Annotated in this window: 15 protein-coding genes and 1 pseudogene; 12 read left to right on the top strand and 4 right to left on the bottom strand. The window is 44.4% G+C overall.

What is annotated here, in order from left to right:
• The first annotated feature begins 161 nt into the window (after positions 1–161).
• Complete coding sequence (locus H5300_RS04000; RefSeq protein ID WP_182795470.1) at positions 162–1,763, top strand: long-chain fatty acid--CoA ligase; 1,602 nt, start codon at positions 162–164, stop codon at positions 1,761–1,763.
• On the top strand, positions 1,756–3,405 hold the full coding sequence (locus H5300_RS03995; protein WP_182795469.1) for a GMC family oxidoreductase: 1,650 nt from the start codon (positions 1,756–1,758) through the stop codon (positions 3,403–3,405). The genes H5300_RS04000 and H5300_RS03995 overlap by 8 nt, the downstream gene beginning before the upstream one ends.
• A 145-nt stretch (positions 3,406–3,550) precedes the next feature.
• Here H5300_RS03995 and trxC read toward each other — a convergent pair whose 3' ends face one another.
• The gene (gene trxC / locus H5300_RS03990) at positions 3,551–3,985 is read right to left on the bottom strand and encodes a thioredoxin TrxC (protein ID WP_004731082.1); all 435 of its coding nucleotides are present in this window, start codon (positions 3,983–3,985) and stop codon (positions 3,551–3,553) included.
• Between the two features lie 122 nt (positions 3,986–4,107).
• Here trxC and H5300_RS03985 point away from each other — a divergent pair, with 122 nt between their 5' ends.
• From H5300_RS03985 to H5300_RS03965, 5 genes and pseudogenes are all read left to right on the top strand, one after another.
• Positions 4,108–5,205, top strand: coding sequence for a ketoacyl-ACP synthase III (locus H5300_RS03985; RefSeq protein WP_004731084.1), 1,098 nt, complete (start codon positions 4,108–4,110; stop codon positions 5,203–5,205).
• Positions 5,206–5,256: 51 nt separating this feature from the next.
• A pseudogene (locus H5300_RS03980) lies at positions 5,257–5,722 on the top strand (GNAT family N-acetyltransferase).
• A 100-nt stretch (positions 5,723–5,822) separates the two neighbouring features.
• Positions 5,823–7,055 (top strand): glycosyltransferase, encoded by a 1,233-nt coding sequence (locus H5300_RS03975; protein ID WP_182795468.1) that lies wholly within the window; start codon positions 5,823–5,825, stop codon positions 7,053–7,055.
• A gap of 247 nt (positions 7,056–7,302) precedes the next feature.
• The gene (locus H5300_RS03970; protein ID WP_017081066.1) at positions 7,303–7,779 is read left to right on the top strand and encodes a YeeE/YedE family protein; all 477 of its coding nucleotides are present in this window, start codon (positions 7,303–7,305) and stop codon (positions 7,777–7,779) included.
• Positions 7,779–8,210, top strand: coding sequence for a DUF6691 family protein (locus H5300_RS03965; protein WP_065607061.1), 432 nt, complete (start codon positions 7,779–7,781; stop codon positions 8,208–8,210). Before H5300_RS03970 ends, H5300_RS03965 begins: the two co-directional genes overlap by 1 nt.
• Positions 8,211–8,365: 155 nt before the next feature.
• On the opposite strand, the gene H5300_RS03960 is transcribed toward H5300_RS03965, so the two are convergent.
• Positions 8,366–9,244, bottom strand: a complete 879-nt coding sequence (locus H5300_RS03960; RefSeq protein WP_182795467.1) for an endonuclease/exonuclease/phosphatase family protein — start codon at positions 9,242–9,244, stop codon at positions 8,366–8,368.
• A 303-nt stretch (positions 9,245–9,547) separates the two neighbouring features.
• On the opposite strand from H5300_RS03960, the gene nrdD reads away from it, so the two are divergent.
• The 5 genes from nrdD (at position 9,548) to H5300_RS03935 (ending at position 16,390) form a co-directional block, all read left to right on the top strand.
• Complete coding sequence (gene nrdD, locus H5300_RS03955; RefSeq protein ID WP_102268154.1) at positions 9,548–11,668, top strand: anaerobic ribonucleoside-triphosphate reductase; 2,121 nt, start codon at positions 9,548–9,550, stop codon at positions 11,666–11,668.
• Positions 11,669–11,841: 173 nt separating this feature from the next.
• On the top strand, positions 11,842–12,309 hold the full coding sequence (gene nrdG, locus H5300_RS03950) for an anaerobic ribonucleoside-triphosphate reductase-activating protein (RefSeq protein ID WP_102445858.1): 468 nt from the start codon (positions 11,842–11,844) through the stop codon (positions 12,307–12,309).
• 266 nt (positions 12,310–12,575) lie between these two features.
• Positions 12,576–13,760, top strand: coding sequence for an amino acid aminotransferase (locus H5300_RS03945; RefSeq protein ID WP_004731055.1), 1,185 nt, complete (start codon positions 12,576–12,578; stop codon positions 13,758–13,760).
• Between the two features lie 11 nt (positions 13,761–13,771).
• The gene (locus H5300_RS03940) at positions 13,772–14,458 is read left to right on the top strand and encodes a RimK/LysX family protein (protein ID WP_017079253.1); all 687 of its coding nucleotides are present in this window, start codon (positions 13,772–13,774) and stop codon (positions 14,456–14,458) included.
• Positions 14,459–14,782: 324 nt separating this feature from the next.
• Positions 14,783–16,390 (top strand): ABC-F family ATPase, encoded by a 1,608-nt coding sequence (locus tag H5300_RS03935; RefSeq protein WP_108209197.1) that lies wholly within the window; start codon positions 14,783–14,785, stop codon positions 16,388–16,390.
• 174 nt (positions 16,391–16,564) lie between these two features.
• Here the strand turns inward: H5300_RS03935 and H5300_RS03930 are convergent, their stop codons facing one another.
• Entirely contained in the window at positions 16,565–17,089 is a 525-nt protein-coding gene (locus H5300_RS03930; RefSeq protein ID WP_182795466.1) for a hypothetical protein, read from the bottom strand.
• Positions 17,090–17,188: 99 nt separating this feature from the next.
• The gene (locus H5300_RS03925; protein ID WP_102496871.1) at positions 17,189–17,587 is read right to left on the bottom strand and encodes a YgiW/YdeI family stress tolerance OB fold protein; all 399 of its coding nucleotides are present in this window, start codon (positions 17,585–17,587) and stop codon (positions 17,189–17,191) included.
• Positions 17,588–17,732: the final 145 nt, after the last annotated feature.

Raw genomic sequence — 17,732 nt, 5'->3', positions numbered from 1 at the left:
AAGCCGTACACGGACACGTGTGCATAGGGTTGAAATAACAATAGATTAGAAACGAAAGCAAAGAGCAAATGAACATAGGTTAAACACATATTCGAAACAAAATACAACAACGTCTACGGTGACCGTGACTAACAGGTCTAAGCCGAATAAGGAGATCATGGATGCACAATCTTGCTGTTAACTTGGAGCGCAGCGCTTCGCTTTTCCCAAATAAAGTCGCTCTGCGAATGGGGACGGATGAAGTCAGCTTTTCTCAGTTGGAACAACTTTCTGGAAACGTCGCCGCTAATTTAAGAAAGCTAGGACTCAAGAAAGGAGATAAGGTCGCGTTGTCGTGTCCGAATGTCACGTATTTCCCGATTGCCTATTATGGGATTCTAAAAGCAGGCTGCGTCGTGGTGCCTTTGAACGTGTTATTTAAAGCAAGAGAGATCGCTTATCACCTTAATGACTCTGACGCGAAAGCCTATTTATGCTTTGAGGGCAGTGAAGAGCTGCCCATCGGTCGCTATGGCTTACAAGGTTTCGAACAGGCAAACCATTGTGAACACTTTGTCGAGATGCCCGTCCCAGCCGGCGTAGACACTACTTCAGAAAGAAACGAGCAGCATGAATCAATCGCTGACTGGTTAGCACAACCTTTGATTCCTTTTGAGTCTGTGGCTTGCCATGGTGATGATACCGCTGTGATTCTTTATACTTCAGGTACGACAGGTCAGCCAAAAGGAGCTGAGCTTTCCCACACCAACATGCAAACCAATGCGATGTCGTCACAGTATCTAATGCGATTGGAGTACAGCGACACCACAATGGCCACACTGCCTTTATTCCATAGCTTCGGCCAGACGGTGATGATGAACGCGAGTGTGCTAACAGGGTCGACCATGGTGTTGATTCCGCGTTTCGAACCGTCACTGGTGATCGAACAGATCATTAACCATAAAGTAAGCGTGTTTGCGGGCGTTCCAACCATGTATATCGCGCTATTAAAGGCGGGAGAAGAGTCCTCTAGTAGTTTAGAAATAAGCAAACGCTCTGAACAGGTTAAACACAGCTTAAGGCTTGGCGTATCAGGCGGGGCTTCTATGCCTCTTGAGGTTATCCGACAATTTGAATCCCGATTCGAACTTCCGGTATTGGAAGGTTATGGGTTGTCTGAAACTGCGCCGGTTGCCACGTTTAATCATATTGATGGTGACCGATTGTCTGGCAGTGTGGGTCAACCTTTGTGTGGTCACCTTATCAAGATCACTGATATACAAGGCAACTCTGTTGCAATGGGTGAATTGGGCGAAGTCTGCATCAAAAGTCCAAGTGTCATGAAAGGCTACTATCAAAGGCCAGAGGCGACAGCAGAAGCGATAAGAGACGGTTGGTTCCTAACTGGAGATATTGGACGCACCGATGAGCACGGCAACTTGTTCATTGTTGACCGCGTTAAAGACATGATCATCCGTGGGGGTTACAACGTGTATCCGCGCGAAATCGAAGAAGTATTGATGTGTCATCCTGATGTCGAAATGGTCGCGGTTGTGGGTGAACATCATGATCGCCTAGGCGAGGAGATTCACGCTCATGTGGTGCTTCACGAACATACGCAATGTGATAGTGCAGCTCTGATTACATGGTGTCGTGAGCAATTGGCCGATTACAAATATCCGCGTAAGGTCTTCATTCGCAAAGCCTTACCCATGACAGCAACCGGCAAAATATTGAAGCGCGAGTTGCACCCACTAGAAATAGCGGAGATGACTAATGGATAGTTATGATTTTATTGTTGTTGGCGGTGGCTCAGCGGGGTGTGTCATGGCTTCTCGGTTGTCGGAAGATCCTAATGTCACTGTTTGCTTGTTAGAAGCGGGCGGTAAAGACACGAGCCCATTCATTCATACACCCGTTGGCGTGGTGGCTATGATGCCAACCAAACTCAATAATTGGGCTTTCGAAACCGTTGAACAGCCGGGTTTAAATGGTCGTAGAGGCTATCAGCCGAGAGGTAAGACACTTGGCGGGTCTAGTTCTATCAATGCCATGATGTACGCTCGTGGGCACCGTTCCGACTACGATACATGGGCAAGCATGGGTAATGCGGGATGGAGCTATGATTCGTGTCTGCCTTACTTTAAGAAAGCCGAAAACAACGAAGTTCATCAAGATGAGTTTCATGGTCAAGGTGGTCCTCTTAATGTGGCAAACCTTAGATCGCCAAGCCCAATGCTTGAACGCTACTTAACGGCCTGTGAATCGATAGGCGTACCTCGCAATGAAGATATTAACGGTGCGGCTCAGTTTGGGGCGATGCCGACCCAGGTCACTCAGTTAAATGGTGAACGATGCAGCGCTGCCAAGGCTTACTTAACGCCAAACCTTTCACGATCGAATCTCACGGTCGTTACTAAAGCCACCACACATAAGGTCTTGTTTGAAGATAAGGAAGCGGTTGGCGTTGAATATGGCTCGGACGGACAGCGTTATCAGGTCAGGTCCAACAAAGAGGTGATTCTATCTGCTGGTGCATTTGGTTCTCCCCAGTTGTTATTACTGTCTGGTGTCGGTGCTAAACACGATTTGGAGGCGCATGACATCGAACAGGTTCATGAGTTGCCTGGAGTGGGCAAGAACCTGCAAGACCATATCGACTTAGTGCATTCGTACAAATGCAGCGAAAAGCGCGAAACCTTCGGCATCTCGTTGCAAATGGCCTCTGAAATGACCAAAGCTCTGCCGCTATGGCACAAAGAACGCCGTGGCAAGATGAGTAGCAACTTCGCTGAAGGGATTGGTTTTCTTTGTTCCGAAGAGCATATCGCCGTGCCGGATTTAGAGTTTGTATTTGTGGTCGCTGTGGTTGATGACCATGCAAGAAAAATCCATACCAGTCATGGGTTTACCTCTCATGTCACCTTGTTGCGACCGAAGAGCCATGGCAGCGTAACGCTCAATAGTAATGATCCTTATGATCCGCCTAAGATCGATCCTGCGTTTTTCAGTCATCCTGAAGATATGGAGATCATGATTAAGGGCTGGAAGAAGCAGTATCAAATGTTAGAGAGTTCGGCGTTTGATGACATCCGTGGCAATGCTTTCTACCCAGTGGACGCCAGTGATGACGAGGCCATCGAGCAAGATATTCGCAACCGTGCAGACACTCAGTATCACCCGGTCGGGACCTGTAAAATGGGCCCTAGTAGTGATTCATTAGCCGTGGTAGATAACGATCTTAAAGTTTATGGATTGGATAACTTAAGAGTCATTGATGCTTCTGTGATGCCGACATTGATTGGGGCAAACACCAACGCGCCAACCATTATGATTGCTGAAAAAGTTGCAGATCAAATCAAAGAGCAATATGGGTTAGGTAAGCAAGCATCTAGTATTCAAGCGAAAGGCGAAGCTGTGGTTTAATTCAAGAAGTTAAATGATAACCATAAATAAAACAGTAGGTTAGATAGTCTTGATTTGGTAAGACTCTCTAACCTATTTTTGTGTGCTTACTTAGAATAAAGCCAAAGCTAATTCAATAGCTTAACCAATAGCTTAAATAATAGTGTTACTTGGTTAGAGCTTGATTAAGCCACTGATCAAATTGACCTTTTGGTAATGCTCCGTTAATTGTATCGACACGTTTACCGTCTTTAAACACCATCACGGTCGGAATGCTTCTGATTTGATACATTGCTGCAAGCTGCTGCTGAGCTTCAGTATCAATCTTAACGAATCGAACATCTCCCGAACGCTCTTTAGCAACGTCACTGAATACTGGCGCAAAACCCACGCATGGGTTACACCATGTCGCCCAGAAATCGACAACCACAGGCTGTGAACTGTTCAAGATAGATTGGAAATTAAGTGACGTTCCCTCGATGGGAGCGCCATCGAGCAATGCTGTTTTGCATTTACCACAAGTTGGGCTTTCTGAAATTCTTTCTGAAGGAACTCGGTTTACGCCATTACAAGAAGGGCATCGTGTGTTGAATGTAGACATAACTTTCTCTTTTTATTGTAACTCCGTTGCTAACGCGATTTACGAATCACGCACGGAGCGCTTATACTGTTTAAAACTAGAATACGATACTTAAATAAAAACAAACAATAAACAGGTAAATGATGACAAAATTTTACGCCGAAATTACTGGCTGGGGAAAGTGTCTACCACCAGCCGTGCTGTCCAATGATGATCTAAGCACTTTCATTGATACGTCTGACGAGTGGATTCGAACTCGAACTGGTATCGAAAACCGTCGTATCAGTCATGTAAATACCTCTGAGCTAGCGACTGTTGCAGCGAAACATGCCATGGCGTGTGCTGGCCTAACAGCCGAAGATATCGATCTCGTGATCATCGCAACATGCAGCCCAGACTCCCTTATTCCAAATACCGCATCTAAGGTTCAACAGAACTTAGGCATTAAGAGTGCTGCGGCTTTCGACCTTAACGCAGCGTGTACTGGCTTCATCTACGGTGTTGAAACGGCAACTCGACTGATTCAGGCGGGTAATTACCGCAACGCCATCGTTGTGGGTGCTGAGCGTCTGTCATTCTTCATTGATTGGACCAAGCGTGATACCGCGGTTCTTTTCGGTGATGGAGCCGGCGCTGTGGTTTTATCTCGCACTGAAGAACAAGTCGGCTTACAAGAAGCTCAAATCGGTTGTGACGCCGAAGGCCGCGATATTCTAGCGGTACCAAAATTCGGTACATCTATGGACCGCTTTGCGGCTGATAACGGTTATTGGGACTTCGATTTCGTTGGTAAAGAGATCTTTAAGCGTGCTGTCAAAGGCATGGGCGCAGCGGCACACACAGTATTGAGTCGCACAGGTATCTCAACCGACAATATCGACGTTGTGATTCCGCACCAAGCGAACATCCGAATCATCCAAACTCTGTGTGATATGGCGGGTATCGATCGCGAAAAAGCGTTTGTTAACATCCAAAACTACGGCAACACATCGGCTGCTACTGTGCCAATTGCATTATGTGAGTCGCTAGAGCAAGGTTTCGTTAAGCCTAACGACAATATTCTTGTTGCAGCGTTTGGTGCGGGTTTAACGTGGGGTGCTGGCCATATTAAATGGGGTAGCCGTGTTGAACCGCTAGGTCAATCAGATGCTAAGCTTCCAGAAGCCGACAAATCTGCTTTAGAGCTTCTAGAAAGAGCCATTTTACACTGTAAAACGCACCCAAACTCAGCGACTGAATAACGCTAATGAGCGACGTGTTATGGATAAAGTGTTTTGAGTAAAGTGCGTCTTATGAAGAAAGCCGACCTCGATGGGGCGGCTTTGGTTCATCAAGCAGCCTTTGTTCGACAGCAACATTCGCGAGAGTGGTTACAATGTAACTTAAGCGCTTCACCACGCTTTCTTAACTTTGTTGCTGAAAGCGAAGGTGAAATTGTTTGGCTACATTATTTGGGTTCAGAAAAGTGGCTTTAGACCGGAAGCTGTTTTAGAACTAGAACAACTTGCTGTATTGCCAAGCGCTCAAGGTCAAGGATTGGGTAGAAAGCTGATTCTTGACTCTCTGCCGCAAGTGAAGCAGCAGCTAGCGCAGCAAGGTTCGGCACTAAAGCATGTTCTGGTTACCACTAGAGCAGACAATTTTGCACAAAAACTGTATCAGTCGACATTAGGCGCTGAAGTCGAAACCACGATTTCAAACCTGTATTCTGCTGATGAAGTGCTTATGATAGCTCGCAATGTAGGTGAGCGAATCTGATCGCTGAGTTCTTAGAACCCATTATAATCAGTGATATAAATCGATTAACGTTTAATTAGGGGGCTTCTATCGCCCCTTTTGTTATTTCTTAGGAAGTGTTTTGAAGAAAGTTTTAGCAATTGGCTACGTTTGGCCAGAACCGAATTCATCGGCGGCTGGCAGCCACATGATGTCTCTTTTACGTCTATTTAAGAGGCAAGGTTGGTCCGTTGAATTTGCAACGCCAGCTCAAGAAACTGAGCACATGATTGATCTCTCTGAAGAGGGCATCACGAGCCAATCTATACAGTTGAATTGCGATAGCTTTGACCAGTACATTGAAGAGCTGCAACCCGATGTCGTGATGTTCGACCGTTTTATGATGGAAGAGCAGTTTGGCTGGCGTGTGGAGAAGGTATGTCCGAGTGCATTTAAGTTATTGGATACCGAAGACTTGCAGTTTCTACGTAATGCACGCCACGAAGCCGTTAAGAAAGAGACTGAACTAACCAAAGCGCATTTGTACAGTGACTTGGCTAAACGTGAAATTGCCGCGATTCTACGCTGTGATCTTTCGTTGATCATTTCTAGCCATGAGATGGTTCTGCTTCAATCAGAGTTCAATATCGATCCAAAACTGCTTCATCACTTGCCGTTCATGGTTGATCTCAACACTCTACCTGAAAGCACGAAAAGCTTTGAAGAACGTAAGCATTTCATGACGATAGGCAACTTTAGACATGCCCCGAACTGGGATGCAGTGCTTCAGTTACAGAAGATTTGGCCGAAGATCCGCAAGCAGCTGCCTCACACTGAACTTCATATTTATGGATCGTATCCGCCACCGAAAGCCACGGCTTTGCATAACCCTAAAACCGGTTTCCATATCAAAGGTTGGGCTAAAGACGCTCAAGAAGTGATGGAGCAAGCACGTGTGTGTGTTGCACCTCTACGATTTGGCGCGGGCATTAAAGGCAAGTTGCTTGATGCGATGAAGTTACAAACTCCGAATGTGACGAGCGAAATTGGTAGTGAAGGCATGTTACCGCAAGGTGAGTTGCAATGGCCTGGCGCAGTTGCAGACGATATCGACGAGTTTGTTGAACAAGCTGTTGCTCTTTATAAAGATGAAGAGAAGTGGCTTAAGGCTCAAAGCCAATGTCATTCGATCCTTGAAGCGCACTACGAGCAGAATCAACTGGGCGACACATTGATTGAGCGATTAACGGCGTTAGAGTCTGATCTTGAATCTCATCGACTGGATAACTTCTTTGGTTCGATGCTTAAGCACCACAGCATGGCGAGCACCAAGTATATGTCGCAGTGGATAGCTGAAAAAAACAAGACTAAGTAACAGACACAATAAACTGAATCAAATAATAAGCCCTTAGGTTAACGCCTAGGGGCTTTTTTCATGTAGGACGCTTATTAATTCGAGACTTACAAACCGAAACATACTAGCAATACATTAGCATTGACTAATTTATATTTATTAGTAAACTCTAACTTAAATTTATTAGTAAAGTCTAATTTAAAGCTGCGACGAGTTAAATTTAAGCAGTAACAGTTAGATTCGAGTTGTTAGATGGGAGAGGTCAGTGATGAGTTTAATACCTTGGGATGCATTTTTCGGTGGCATGTTGTTAGGAGTGTCGGCCATTGTTTTAATGTTGGGGATCGGGCGAGTTGCGGGGATCAGCGGAATCGTTAGCCGATTATTGCCGTCTAGAAACAACAAAAGATTAGAATCAGGATCTGAATCCAGATCGGACACCAACACAGAGAAAACCGAAAAACATTGGCGACTTGCTTTTGTTGTCGGAATGGTCGCGAGCGGTTGGTTATTGATTCCAACGGGCTACCAACTTCCGCAATTAGAAGAGATCAACTTCGCAGTGGTTATCATAGCCGGACTATTGGTTGGCTTCGGTACCAAGATGGCGAACGGTTGTACTAGCGGTCATGGCATTGTCGGAATGGCTCGTTTGTCTAAACGTTCAATTGTCGCAACCTGTGTATTTATGGGTGTCGCGATGGCAACAGTGCTGGTTAAAAACCTGATTGGCTTGGGGGCATAATGAAAAACTCTTCATTGACTATCGTTATCGGCTTGCTCGCAGGTATTCTGTTTGGGTCAGGAATGATCATTTCAGGTATGGTTGATCCTAACAAGGTACTCGGCTTCTTAGACATTACCGGTAACTGGGACATTAGTTTGGCATTCGTGATGGGTGGCGCGTTATTGGTCTTCGCACCGTTTTACCACTTAGTCATAAAAAAGCGCGTTCAAGCCATCAATGGCGAGTCGTTAGACAGCTGTAACAACCCGATAATCGACAGAAAGCTGATTCTAGGTTCAACTGCCTTTGGTTTAGGCTGGGGGATTGCAGGCTTTTGCCCGGGCCCAGCAGTAACTAGCCTTAGTGGCGGTAACCCTACGGTATGGCTGTTCGTCTTAAGTATGCTGGTGGGGATGTGGCTGGCGGGTCGAACCAATAAAAGCTGCTAGCAGTGCGCCTACCATTTATTGCATAGCTGAGAGGATTCGATCTTATCTGACCAAACAGAGAGGCTGACCCGCTTTCAGTAAAAGCCAGTCAGCCTCTTTCTATATCTACTGTTTCTATTATTTGCACTTATCTACAATCTGCAGTTATTTATAACTTACTGTTTGAGCGTTGTTGAAACTGGGCAGTGGTCGCTGAGTTTGTAGTCCAGCACATCTTGCGTTTCAAACACCTTTTGCTTTGCAGGAGAGGCATCTAAGGACTTGCTCACAACAATATGATCAATCACCGAACGAAATTGATGCGTGCGATGGTTATTGCGGTTTGAGCGCACTTTACAATCTGCTCGAGTTTTTCTTGTTGCCAACTGAGCATCGGTATTTTGCGCCATATCTTTCCACATCCAATCTCGTGAATAGGAGAGGTTATGGTTAAAGTCGCCCAGAATCGCGTAGTCTTCGCCTTTACGTTCTCTTTGCTGTATCCACTTATTCAATTGCTTAGCTTGGTCTTTAAGTCTTGAACAGTCACGGTTCGACTTGTAAGCGCCGCTGCATCCGGCCTTTAAGTGCACTGACAACATGTGAATTGAATTTGAATCCGTTTCCACAACCATATAACTGGCAAATCTGAGCTTGCCGTTAGCACTCGTTTCCAGAGGAAAGTCAGCGTAGTCGGTGAGTGTGATTCCTTTACGAACCGCGAAGCCCGTATATTGGTTCACTTCTTTGAATTGTCGGTTACTGTTTTTGGGCAATGCGCGGTCAGACATCAAGATTTTGTATTGATCGCCAGCGATGCGTTGAATGGCATTGACGTCATCGACTTCTTGAAAGGCGACCACATCCGCATTTAAGGATTGGAAATACTGTTCGAGTTTATCGAAATCTGCTTGGTTTCGTTTGGAAGAAAACTTATTCACAGCCTCGTTGGTTGATAACCATTCGATATTCCAACTGGATATGGTCAAAGGTTCAGCAAATGTCTGGCTACTGAGTAAGCAAGCTAACATTATCCACTTTTGAAGTCGTTTCATCCCAAATATCCCTAATTTTGGTGTCCAATATAGTTGAGCCGTTATCCTACAACACTTACCAAAAATTCAACTCTTTTTAGCAGTTTTTTTATTGTTACATTGTTTCTTTTCGACTTGAGAACTCACGTAATAATATTGGATTTATCTTGTTCAGCGAGCGCGTTTTATTGATCCAAATCAATACTCAAAGTTGGTGGTTCTCGTTAAATACGCCACAATATCTAGTGTTAGTTAAACGATAAATCGCTCTATATAGTGTGTTTGTGGATAAGTCTGTGAATACCTCAAGAGTAAGGAGAAGTGGTGAAATCAATCGTAATCAAGCGTGATGGCTCAAGAGCTCCATTCAGTAGAGATCGTATCCAAGCTGCAGTGGAAGCAGCATCAGACAAAGCCGATAAGGAAATTGCTATTTATGCTCTGAATGTGGCATTAGCAGTTGAGTTGAAGCTCGAAGACTACGATGAAGTTCATATTTCTGAAATTCAGACTTTGGTCGAGAACGAGCTAATGCAGGGACCTTATAAGTCTCTGGCTCGTGCCTACATTGAATATCGTCATGACCGAGACATCGCACGTGAAAAGCAAAGTGCTTTAACTCGTGAGATCGAAGGCTTGATCGAAGAAAGTAATGTTGATCTGATCAATGAGAATGCCAACAAAGACGGTAAAGTTATTCCAACTCAGCGTGACTTACTGGCGGGTATCGTGGCTAAACACTATGCAAAAACTCACATTTTGCCGCGTGACATCGTACAAGCTCACGAGTGTGGTGACATTCATTACCACGATCTAGACTACGCACCGTTCTTCCCAATGTTTAACTGTATGCTTATCGACTTGAAAGGCATGTTAACGCATGGCTTCAAGATGGGTAACGCGGAAATCGACACACCTAAATCGATTTCTACAGCAACAGCGGTAACGGCACAGATCATCGCGCAAGTCGCGAGCCACATCTATGGCGGTACTACGATTAACCGTATCGACGAGGTTCTAGAACCTTACGTGATGGCGAGTTACGAAAAGCACTTATCGCTAGCGAAAGAGTGGGACATTCATAGCCCAGAAGCTTTTGCTATCTCTCGTACAGAGAAAGAGTGTTACGACGCGTTCCAATCTTTGGAATACGAAGTAAACACGCTACACACGGCTAATGGCCAAACTCCATTCGTTACGTTTGGTTTTGGTCTAGGCGAAAGCTGGGGTTCGAAACTTATCCAGCAATCTATCTTGAAAAACCGCATTGCAGGTTTGGGTAAGAACCGAAAAACAGCGGTATTCCCTAAACTGGTATTTGCAATCAAAGATGGCTTGAACCACCAGAAGCAAGATCCAAACTACGACATCAAGCAATTAGCGCTTGAGTGTGCGTCTAAGCGTATGTACCCAGACATTCTTAACTACGACAAAGTGGTAGAAGTGACAGGGTCATTCAAAACGCCTATGGGTTGCCGTAGCTTCTTGAATACTTACGAAGAAAATGGTGAGTTGATTCACGAAGGCCGTAACAACTTAGGTGTTGTTAGCTTGAACTTGCCACGTATTGCGATTAACGCAAAACAAGATATGACTAAGTTCTACGAGCTGCTTGATGAAAAACTGAAGCTAGCTCGTCGTGCTCTAGAAACTCGTATTTCTCGTCTAGAAAACGTGAAAGCGCGTGTTGCTCCAATCCTATACATGGAAGGCGCGTGTGGCGTTCGCTTGAAAGCAGACGACTCTATTGCAGATATCTTCAAGAATGGCCGTGCGTCTGTTTCTCTTGGTTACATTGGTATCCACGAAGCAATGACTGCGCTTTACGGCACTGACGTTCACTTGTACGACGATGGCGAAATGCGTGCTAAAGCGCTTGAGCTGGTGGAGTACATGAAGCGTGAAGTGGAATCTTGGACGAAAGAAACAGGTTACGCGTTCAGCCTATACGGCACACCGAGTGAAAACCTATGTAGCCGCTTCTGCAGCATCGACACCAAAGAGTTTGGTGTGATTGATGGTGTAACAGACCGTGGTTACTACACCAACAGCTTCCACTTAGACGTACAAAAGAAAGTGAACCCATACGACAAGATCGATTTCGAGATGCCTTATCCAGAAATCTCTAGCGGTGGTTTCATCTGTTACGGTGAATTCCCGAACATGCAGAAGAACATCGAAGCGCTAGAAAACGTATGGGACTACAGCTACACACGTGTTCCTTACTACGGCACTAACACGCCAATTGATGAGTGCTACGAATGTGGTTACAACGGTGAGTTCGACTGTACGAGTAAAGGCTTTACGTGTCCTAAGTGTGGCAACCATGACTCAACCAAAGTGTCGGTAACACGTCGTGTTTGTGGTTACCTAGGTAGCCCAGATGCACGCCCATTTAACTTCGGTAAGCAAGAAGAAGTTAAACGCCGCGTGAAGCATCTTTGATCTAACGAAGGATCTTAGTAAGGTCTGCGATCTTTAGCGAGTTCACTCAGAAGAGCTACGTTTCAAGAAATAAGATTGGTATCGGCGCTATGTCGATACCAGTTCTTTTGTTTCAGTTGTTACAGCATTTCGCTTCAAACTATTAAGCAATAACGAGTTTTCAATACTGCCTTATGAATTATCATCAATATCACCCTATCGACGTTGTAAACGGCCCAGGAACACGCTGCACTTTGTTTGTGTCGGGTTGTGTGCACCAGTGTCGCGGGTGTTATAACCAGTCGACGCAACGATTGGACTCTGGGCATTTGTTCACTCAAGAACTGCAAGACCAAATTATTGCTGATCTGAACGATCCGCGGATCAAGCGTCGTGGCTTATCGCTTTCTGGTGGCGATCCTCTGCATCCCGCAAACGTGTCTGAAGTGCTTAAGCTTGTTCAGCGTGTGAAAGCAGAGTGTGAAGGTAAAGACATCTGGATGTGGACTGGCTACGAACTCGACGAACTCGATGATAAACAGAAGCAAGTGCTTGAATACGTAGATACTTTGATTGATGGTCGCTTCGAGCAAGATAAAGCGGACCCAATGTTAGATTGGCGTGGTAGCTCAAACCAAATCATTCATCGGTTCCAGCTTTAGTGGACTAACGTAAATTTACGACATACTACATTAGTACAAATAGTTAGCCTCAGCCCCTCTGCTGAGGCTTTTTTATTTTATGACGTAGTTAAATTTGTAAATTGATGGAATATTGAACTATCTGGAGTAGGGATTGCTAGGATGCACTGGATTCAACTAGAGTTATCTCCTAAAAATCAAAACTTTGATGAATTTCTGTTTCTTAAATTGTAAATAAAATGATAACTTGGAGGCCATTACTTGAATTTCAAAGGGTTGTGACTTTCATGTTTTCACATCTACCAAAACCAACTTTAGATCCAATTTTATCTCTTTCTGTCGCCTACCGTGGCGATCCTCGTACTGACAAAGTCGATTTAGGCATTGGCGTTTACAAAAACGACCAAGGCGAAACACCGATCATGAAAGCCGTTTCTATGGCTCAAGACATTGTTGTCGATACTCAGAAAACCAAAGCTTACGTTGGCCTAGCAGGCTGTGAAGAGTTTAACCAGAGCATGGTTGATCTGCTGCTTAAAGGGACTTCTGCAATGGATCGCGTTGCTGCGATTCAAACACCGGGTGCAAGTGGTGCACTTCGTATGTTGGGCGACTTAATGAAAGTCTCTCAACCAGACACCACAGTTTGGATCTCAAACCCAAGCTACGTTAACCATAAACCGGTGATGGAAGCCGCGGGCTTAAAAGTTCGGTACTACAACTACTTCAGTCCTGAAACGAAGCAAGTTGATACTGCAAGAATGTTGGATGATCTTTCAAAAGCGGGTCCATCAGACGTGGTACTACTGCACGGTTGCTGTCATAACCCAACGGGTGCGGATATCAACTTTGAAGCGTGGCAGGAAATCACTAAGTTATCTCAGAAGAATGGTTTCTTACCGTTCGTTGATATTGCCTACCAAGGCTTTGGCGATGGCCTAGAAGAAGACGCGAAAGGTCTTCAACATATGGCTAACAACGTAGAAGAGATGCTGATTACAACGTCTTGCTCGAAGAACTTCGGTTTGTACCGTGAAAGAACGGGTGCAGCGATTGTGATTGGTAAGAACAGCGAACACGTTGGTAACGCGAAAGGTAAGCTTCTAACGCTTGCTCGTTCAACTTACACGATGCCGCCTGATCACGGTGCCGCTTTGGTTAAAACAATTCTTCAGAATCAAGAGCTAACATCGATTTGGAAGCAAGAATTGAGTGAAATGCAGCAACGTTTGTTAAATCTGCGCCAAAGTTTATGTGATGAATTGCGAAATACTTACAACACGTCACACTTTGACTTCATTGAAAGCCATAAAGGTATGTTTAGTGTACTAGGCTTTAAAGAAACTCAAATGAATCAATTACGTGAAGAATATGGAGTCTATGGTGTTGGTGACGGACGCATCAATATCGCAGGCCTTTCTGAATCCCATATTCCTTATGTAGCTAAAGCGATAGCTAACGTTTCGAAATAAAAGGTGACTGAATGTATAATTGGAAAGCGATTGTAGTTTTAATGCTAAGTGGTGGCCTGTTTGCTTGTTCGACGACGACTCAAGTTCCTGTCGAGCCAGAGCAAAAGCCTCAAGTAGAACAACCTGTTGTGGATGACTCTTCAAAGACTGACGCAACTGAAGGCGAGAAAGTAACGGAACCTACAGAGAAGCCTGAAGAAGTAAAACCAACTGAGCCAGAAGTTAAACCTGAGCCAGTTGAAAAGCCACCAGCAAAACCGTTAAAAACGGATGATGGAAAACTGATTCTTGGTGAAGAAGAGTGGGTGTTTGTTCCTGGTTTGAAAGAAGCATTTAAAGCTCGAATTGATACAGGCGCAACAACATCTTCGATCAGTGCTGTAGATATCGTTGATTTTGAGCGTGACGGAAAAGACTGGGTTAAGTTTAAAATTGAACATGACGGTATCACAACCAAAGAGATCAGTTTACCGGTAGAGCGTTGGGTTAAGATCAAGCAGTCGAGCGCGGAAGGCACACAACGACGTGCTGTTGTCGTAGCTTCAATTCAAATCGGCGAGCTGAAAGACAAAACTGAGTTTACGTTAGCAGACCGAACGCATCTTTCTTTCCCTATTCTATTGGGTAGAAGTTTCTTTAGAGATGTTGCGGTAGTGGATGTAAGCCAAAAGTACGTTCAAAAGAAAATTACTAAATAACGGTACATCTCTTCCTCAAGCCTTTTAGTCTTGAAGAGAGATAGCTTTAAAAGCGATCAGATTAGAACATTTTTAGTATCGATAAATTGAATCCCTGTCAGTTCAACTGGTGGGGATTTTTCTATTTACACGTTAATAACGTATGAAAAGCATCTAAATGGTCTATGTTTACGATTCGTTTACGGTTTGGCCTCGACAACGTGATCGAGATCTCTATATAATCCGCGCTTCGATTTTTGTTTAATCCATACTTTCGTACTTCTTATTTAGGTTCTTGAAATAGCCTAATAATTATCTGTCAGTACACGCTTAGGAATTAGTTCTTTGATATCTACCGCGAACATCACAATGCAATTTGGCGCAGAGCCGCTGTTTGAAAACATCTCTGCTAAATTTGGTAACGGCAACCGCTATGGTTTGATCGGCGCCAATGGTTGCGGCAAGTCAACGTTCATGAAAATCCTAAGTGGTGCATTAACGCCAAGCTCGGGCAACGTTTCTATCACTCCAGGAGAAAAACTGGGTGTGCTAAGCCAAGATCAGTTCGCTTTTGAACAATACAGCGTTATCGACGTTGTGATCATGGGTGACAGAAAACTGTGGGAAGTAAAACAAGAACGTGACCGTATTTACTCTTTGCCAGAAATGAGCGAAGACGATGGTATGAAAGTCGCTGAACTTGAAAGTGAATTCGCTGAAATGGATGGCTACACAGCTGAAAGCCGTGCAGGTGATATCCTAATTCAAGCGGGCATCGAAGAAGAGTTCCATTTCGGCCTGATGCAGCAAGTTGCACCAGGTTGGAAACTGCGTGTGCTTCTGGCGCAAGCTCTATTTGCAAACCCAGATATTCTGCTTCTTGATGAACCAACCAACAACTTGGATATTCACACGATCAATTGGCTTGCTGAAGAGCTAAACCAGCGTAAATGTACAATGATCATCATTTCGCATGATAGACACTTCCTGAACTCTGTGTGTACGCACATGGCTGATATCGACTACGGTGAGCTACGTGTTTACCCTGGTAACTACGAGTACTTCCTAGAAGCTTCTGGTTTGATTCGTGAACAACTTCTAGCAAACAATGCTAAGAAGGCGGCTGAAATTAGCGAACTTCAAGATTTCGTTAACCGTTTTGGTGCAAACGCATCTAAAGCGAAGCAAGCAAGTTCACGTGCTAAGAAAATGGACAAAATCACGCTTGATGAAGTGAAATCATCGAGCCGTATGAGCCCATCAATTGATTTTGGTGAAGGCAAGAAATTACACCGTCAAGCGCTTGAACTTAAAGAACTTAGTCACGGCTTCGATGGCGAAACACTGTTTGCTGGTGGTAACTTGCTGCTTGAAGCGGGCACACGTCTTGCTGTTATCGGTGAGAACGGTGTGGGTAAAACCACGCTGCTACGTTGCTTAGTTCAAGAACTAGAGCAAAACGAAGGTATCGTTAAATGGTCTGAAAACGCATCGGTAGGCTACTGCCCACAAGATAGCACGACTGACTTTGACAACGACCTGAGCATCTTCGATTGGATCTCTCAATGGCGCACAGTGAAGCACGATGACCTTATGGTACGTGGCATTCTAGGTCGTCTATTGTTTACTGCTGATGACGCGAACAAGAAAGCACGTAACTGTTCAGGTGGTGAGAAGAACCGTCTGTTATTCGGCAAGCTAATGATGCAAGACATCAACGTGCTTGTAATGGACGAACCAACTAACCACATGGACATGGAAGCAATTCAAGCGCTTAACGATGCGTTGAAGGTTTACACTGGCACACTTATCTTCGTAAGCCATGACCGTGAGTTCGTTTCTTCTTTGGCGACACACGTTATTGATGTAAAAGACAAGCAATTGGTTAGTTTCCAAGGTACTTATGAAGAGTACTTAGATCATCAGAAAAAGATGCTGATGGTTGCTCTATAGAGGCACAAATTGCTCGTTCACCCTCAAGATGGCTAAGAACGAGCGATAACAGCTAGCAATAAAAAGCCCCGAGCATGATTATGCTTGGGGCTTTTTAAATTCGGATCTCTATATCACTACTTATAAATGGAATTTAGCTAAGAAACAGAGTTTAACTAAGGGACCGAATCTAGTTTAGAAGCCGAATCGAGCCGACATTAAGATTTGGTGGCCGTAAGTGCCATTATTTCGCATATCAACACCAACAGATAGCTGGTCGGTTGAATGAAATCGAGCGCCGAAACCAACAATAGAATTACTACCATCGTTGTCAATTAGTTGACCAAATCGAGCGTTCACTTCAACGTTAGCAATGATCCATGCCTTTACGCCAATATTCACTTCGGTCTTGATATTATTCTCGTCATTGCGTTCGATATTGTGTAACAACATTTGACCATACATATCAGCAAACTGACTAATAGGACCGTTAAAACCTACACCTGCCGCAGCATCCCAATCATTCTCGAAGCCACTATCAAATCGACCTATTAGGTGGGCATTTTGAGTAAATAGTGTTGTGAACTCACCACCAAATGTACTAGGGCTAGCCCCCATGCGTAGCTCGAATGTGTTGTAGTTAAAGTTGTTTGCAGACGCAGAGAATGAACACAGTGCAGCTAGTCCTAAAAGGACAGTCTTATTCGTGCAACCTAGCATGGTGACTCCATATAAATTGTATTTTTCGGCAGTATAATACAAAAAAGCCTGCAATATGCAGGCCAATTATTTGAAGTCAGTATGTTTTGTATTTATCGCTTATAGAACTTGGATATGATCCACTTCGATTTCCGGTGTCTTGCCGCCTTCGTATTCGCCAAAGATACGTACTTTAGTATCAGCAGTTAGCGGTTGTGCTAGGCGGATATCATCATCCAATTCGATTTGAATTTCACTCTGTCCATCAGAGAAGACAAATGTATCATTCTTTAGCTGACGAACAATTTTGCCATCTACAATCGCTTCTTGCTCTGCGAACATGCTTGTGTCTGCAAGTAGTGTCGCAACAGAAACGGTTTCAATCGGCCCTGTGTAAGCGATAGCGCTCTCATGCTTGCTATTGCTATTGTTGCTATTGCTGCTGTGGTGGTCACTAGCCATTGCGAAAGTAGGGGCAAGGATAATAGTAGATGCGATAGCTAATACAGTTGTTTTCATGGTGAATCCCTTAATGTTGTTTTCAGTAGAAACGTTTCTCTGAATTTGAAACGTTTCTTTTCGTTAGTACGTTTTATTTGTTGATGCGCTGCTTATCGTTCATAAGCTTCGTTTCGATGGAGCTATTAAACAACACTGGGGTTGA

The organism is Vibrio sp. SG41-7 (assembly GCF_014164465.1).
GTDB classification, from domain to species: domain Bacteria; phylum Pseudomonadota; class Gammaproteobacteria; order Enterobacterales; family Vibrionaceae; genus Vibrio; species Vibrio splendidus.
Note: the sequence above shows the minus strand (reverse complement) of the source record. Positions and strands in the feature narration are given on the sequence as shown.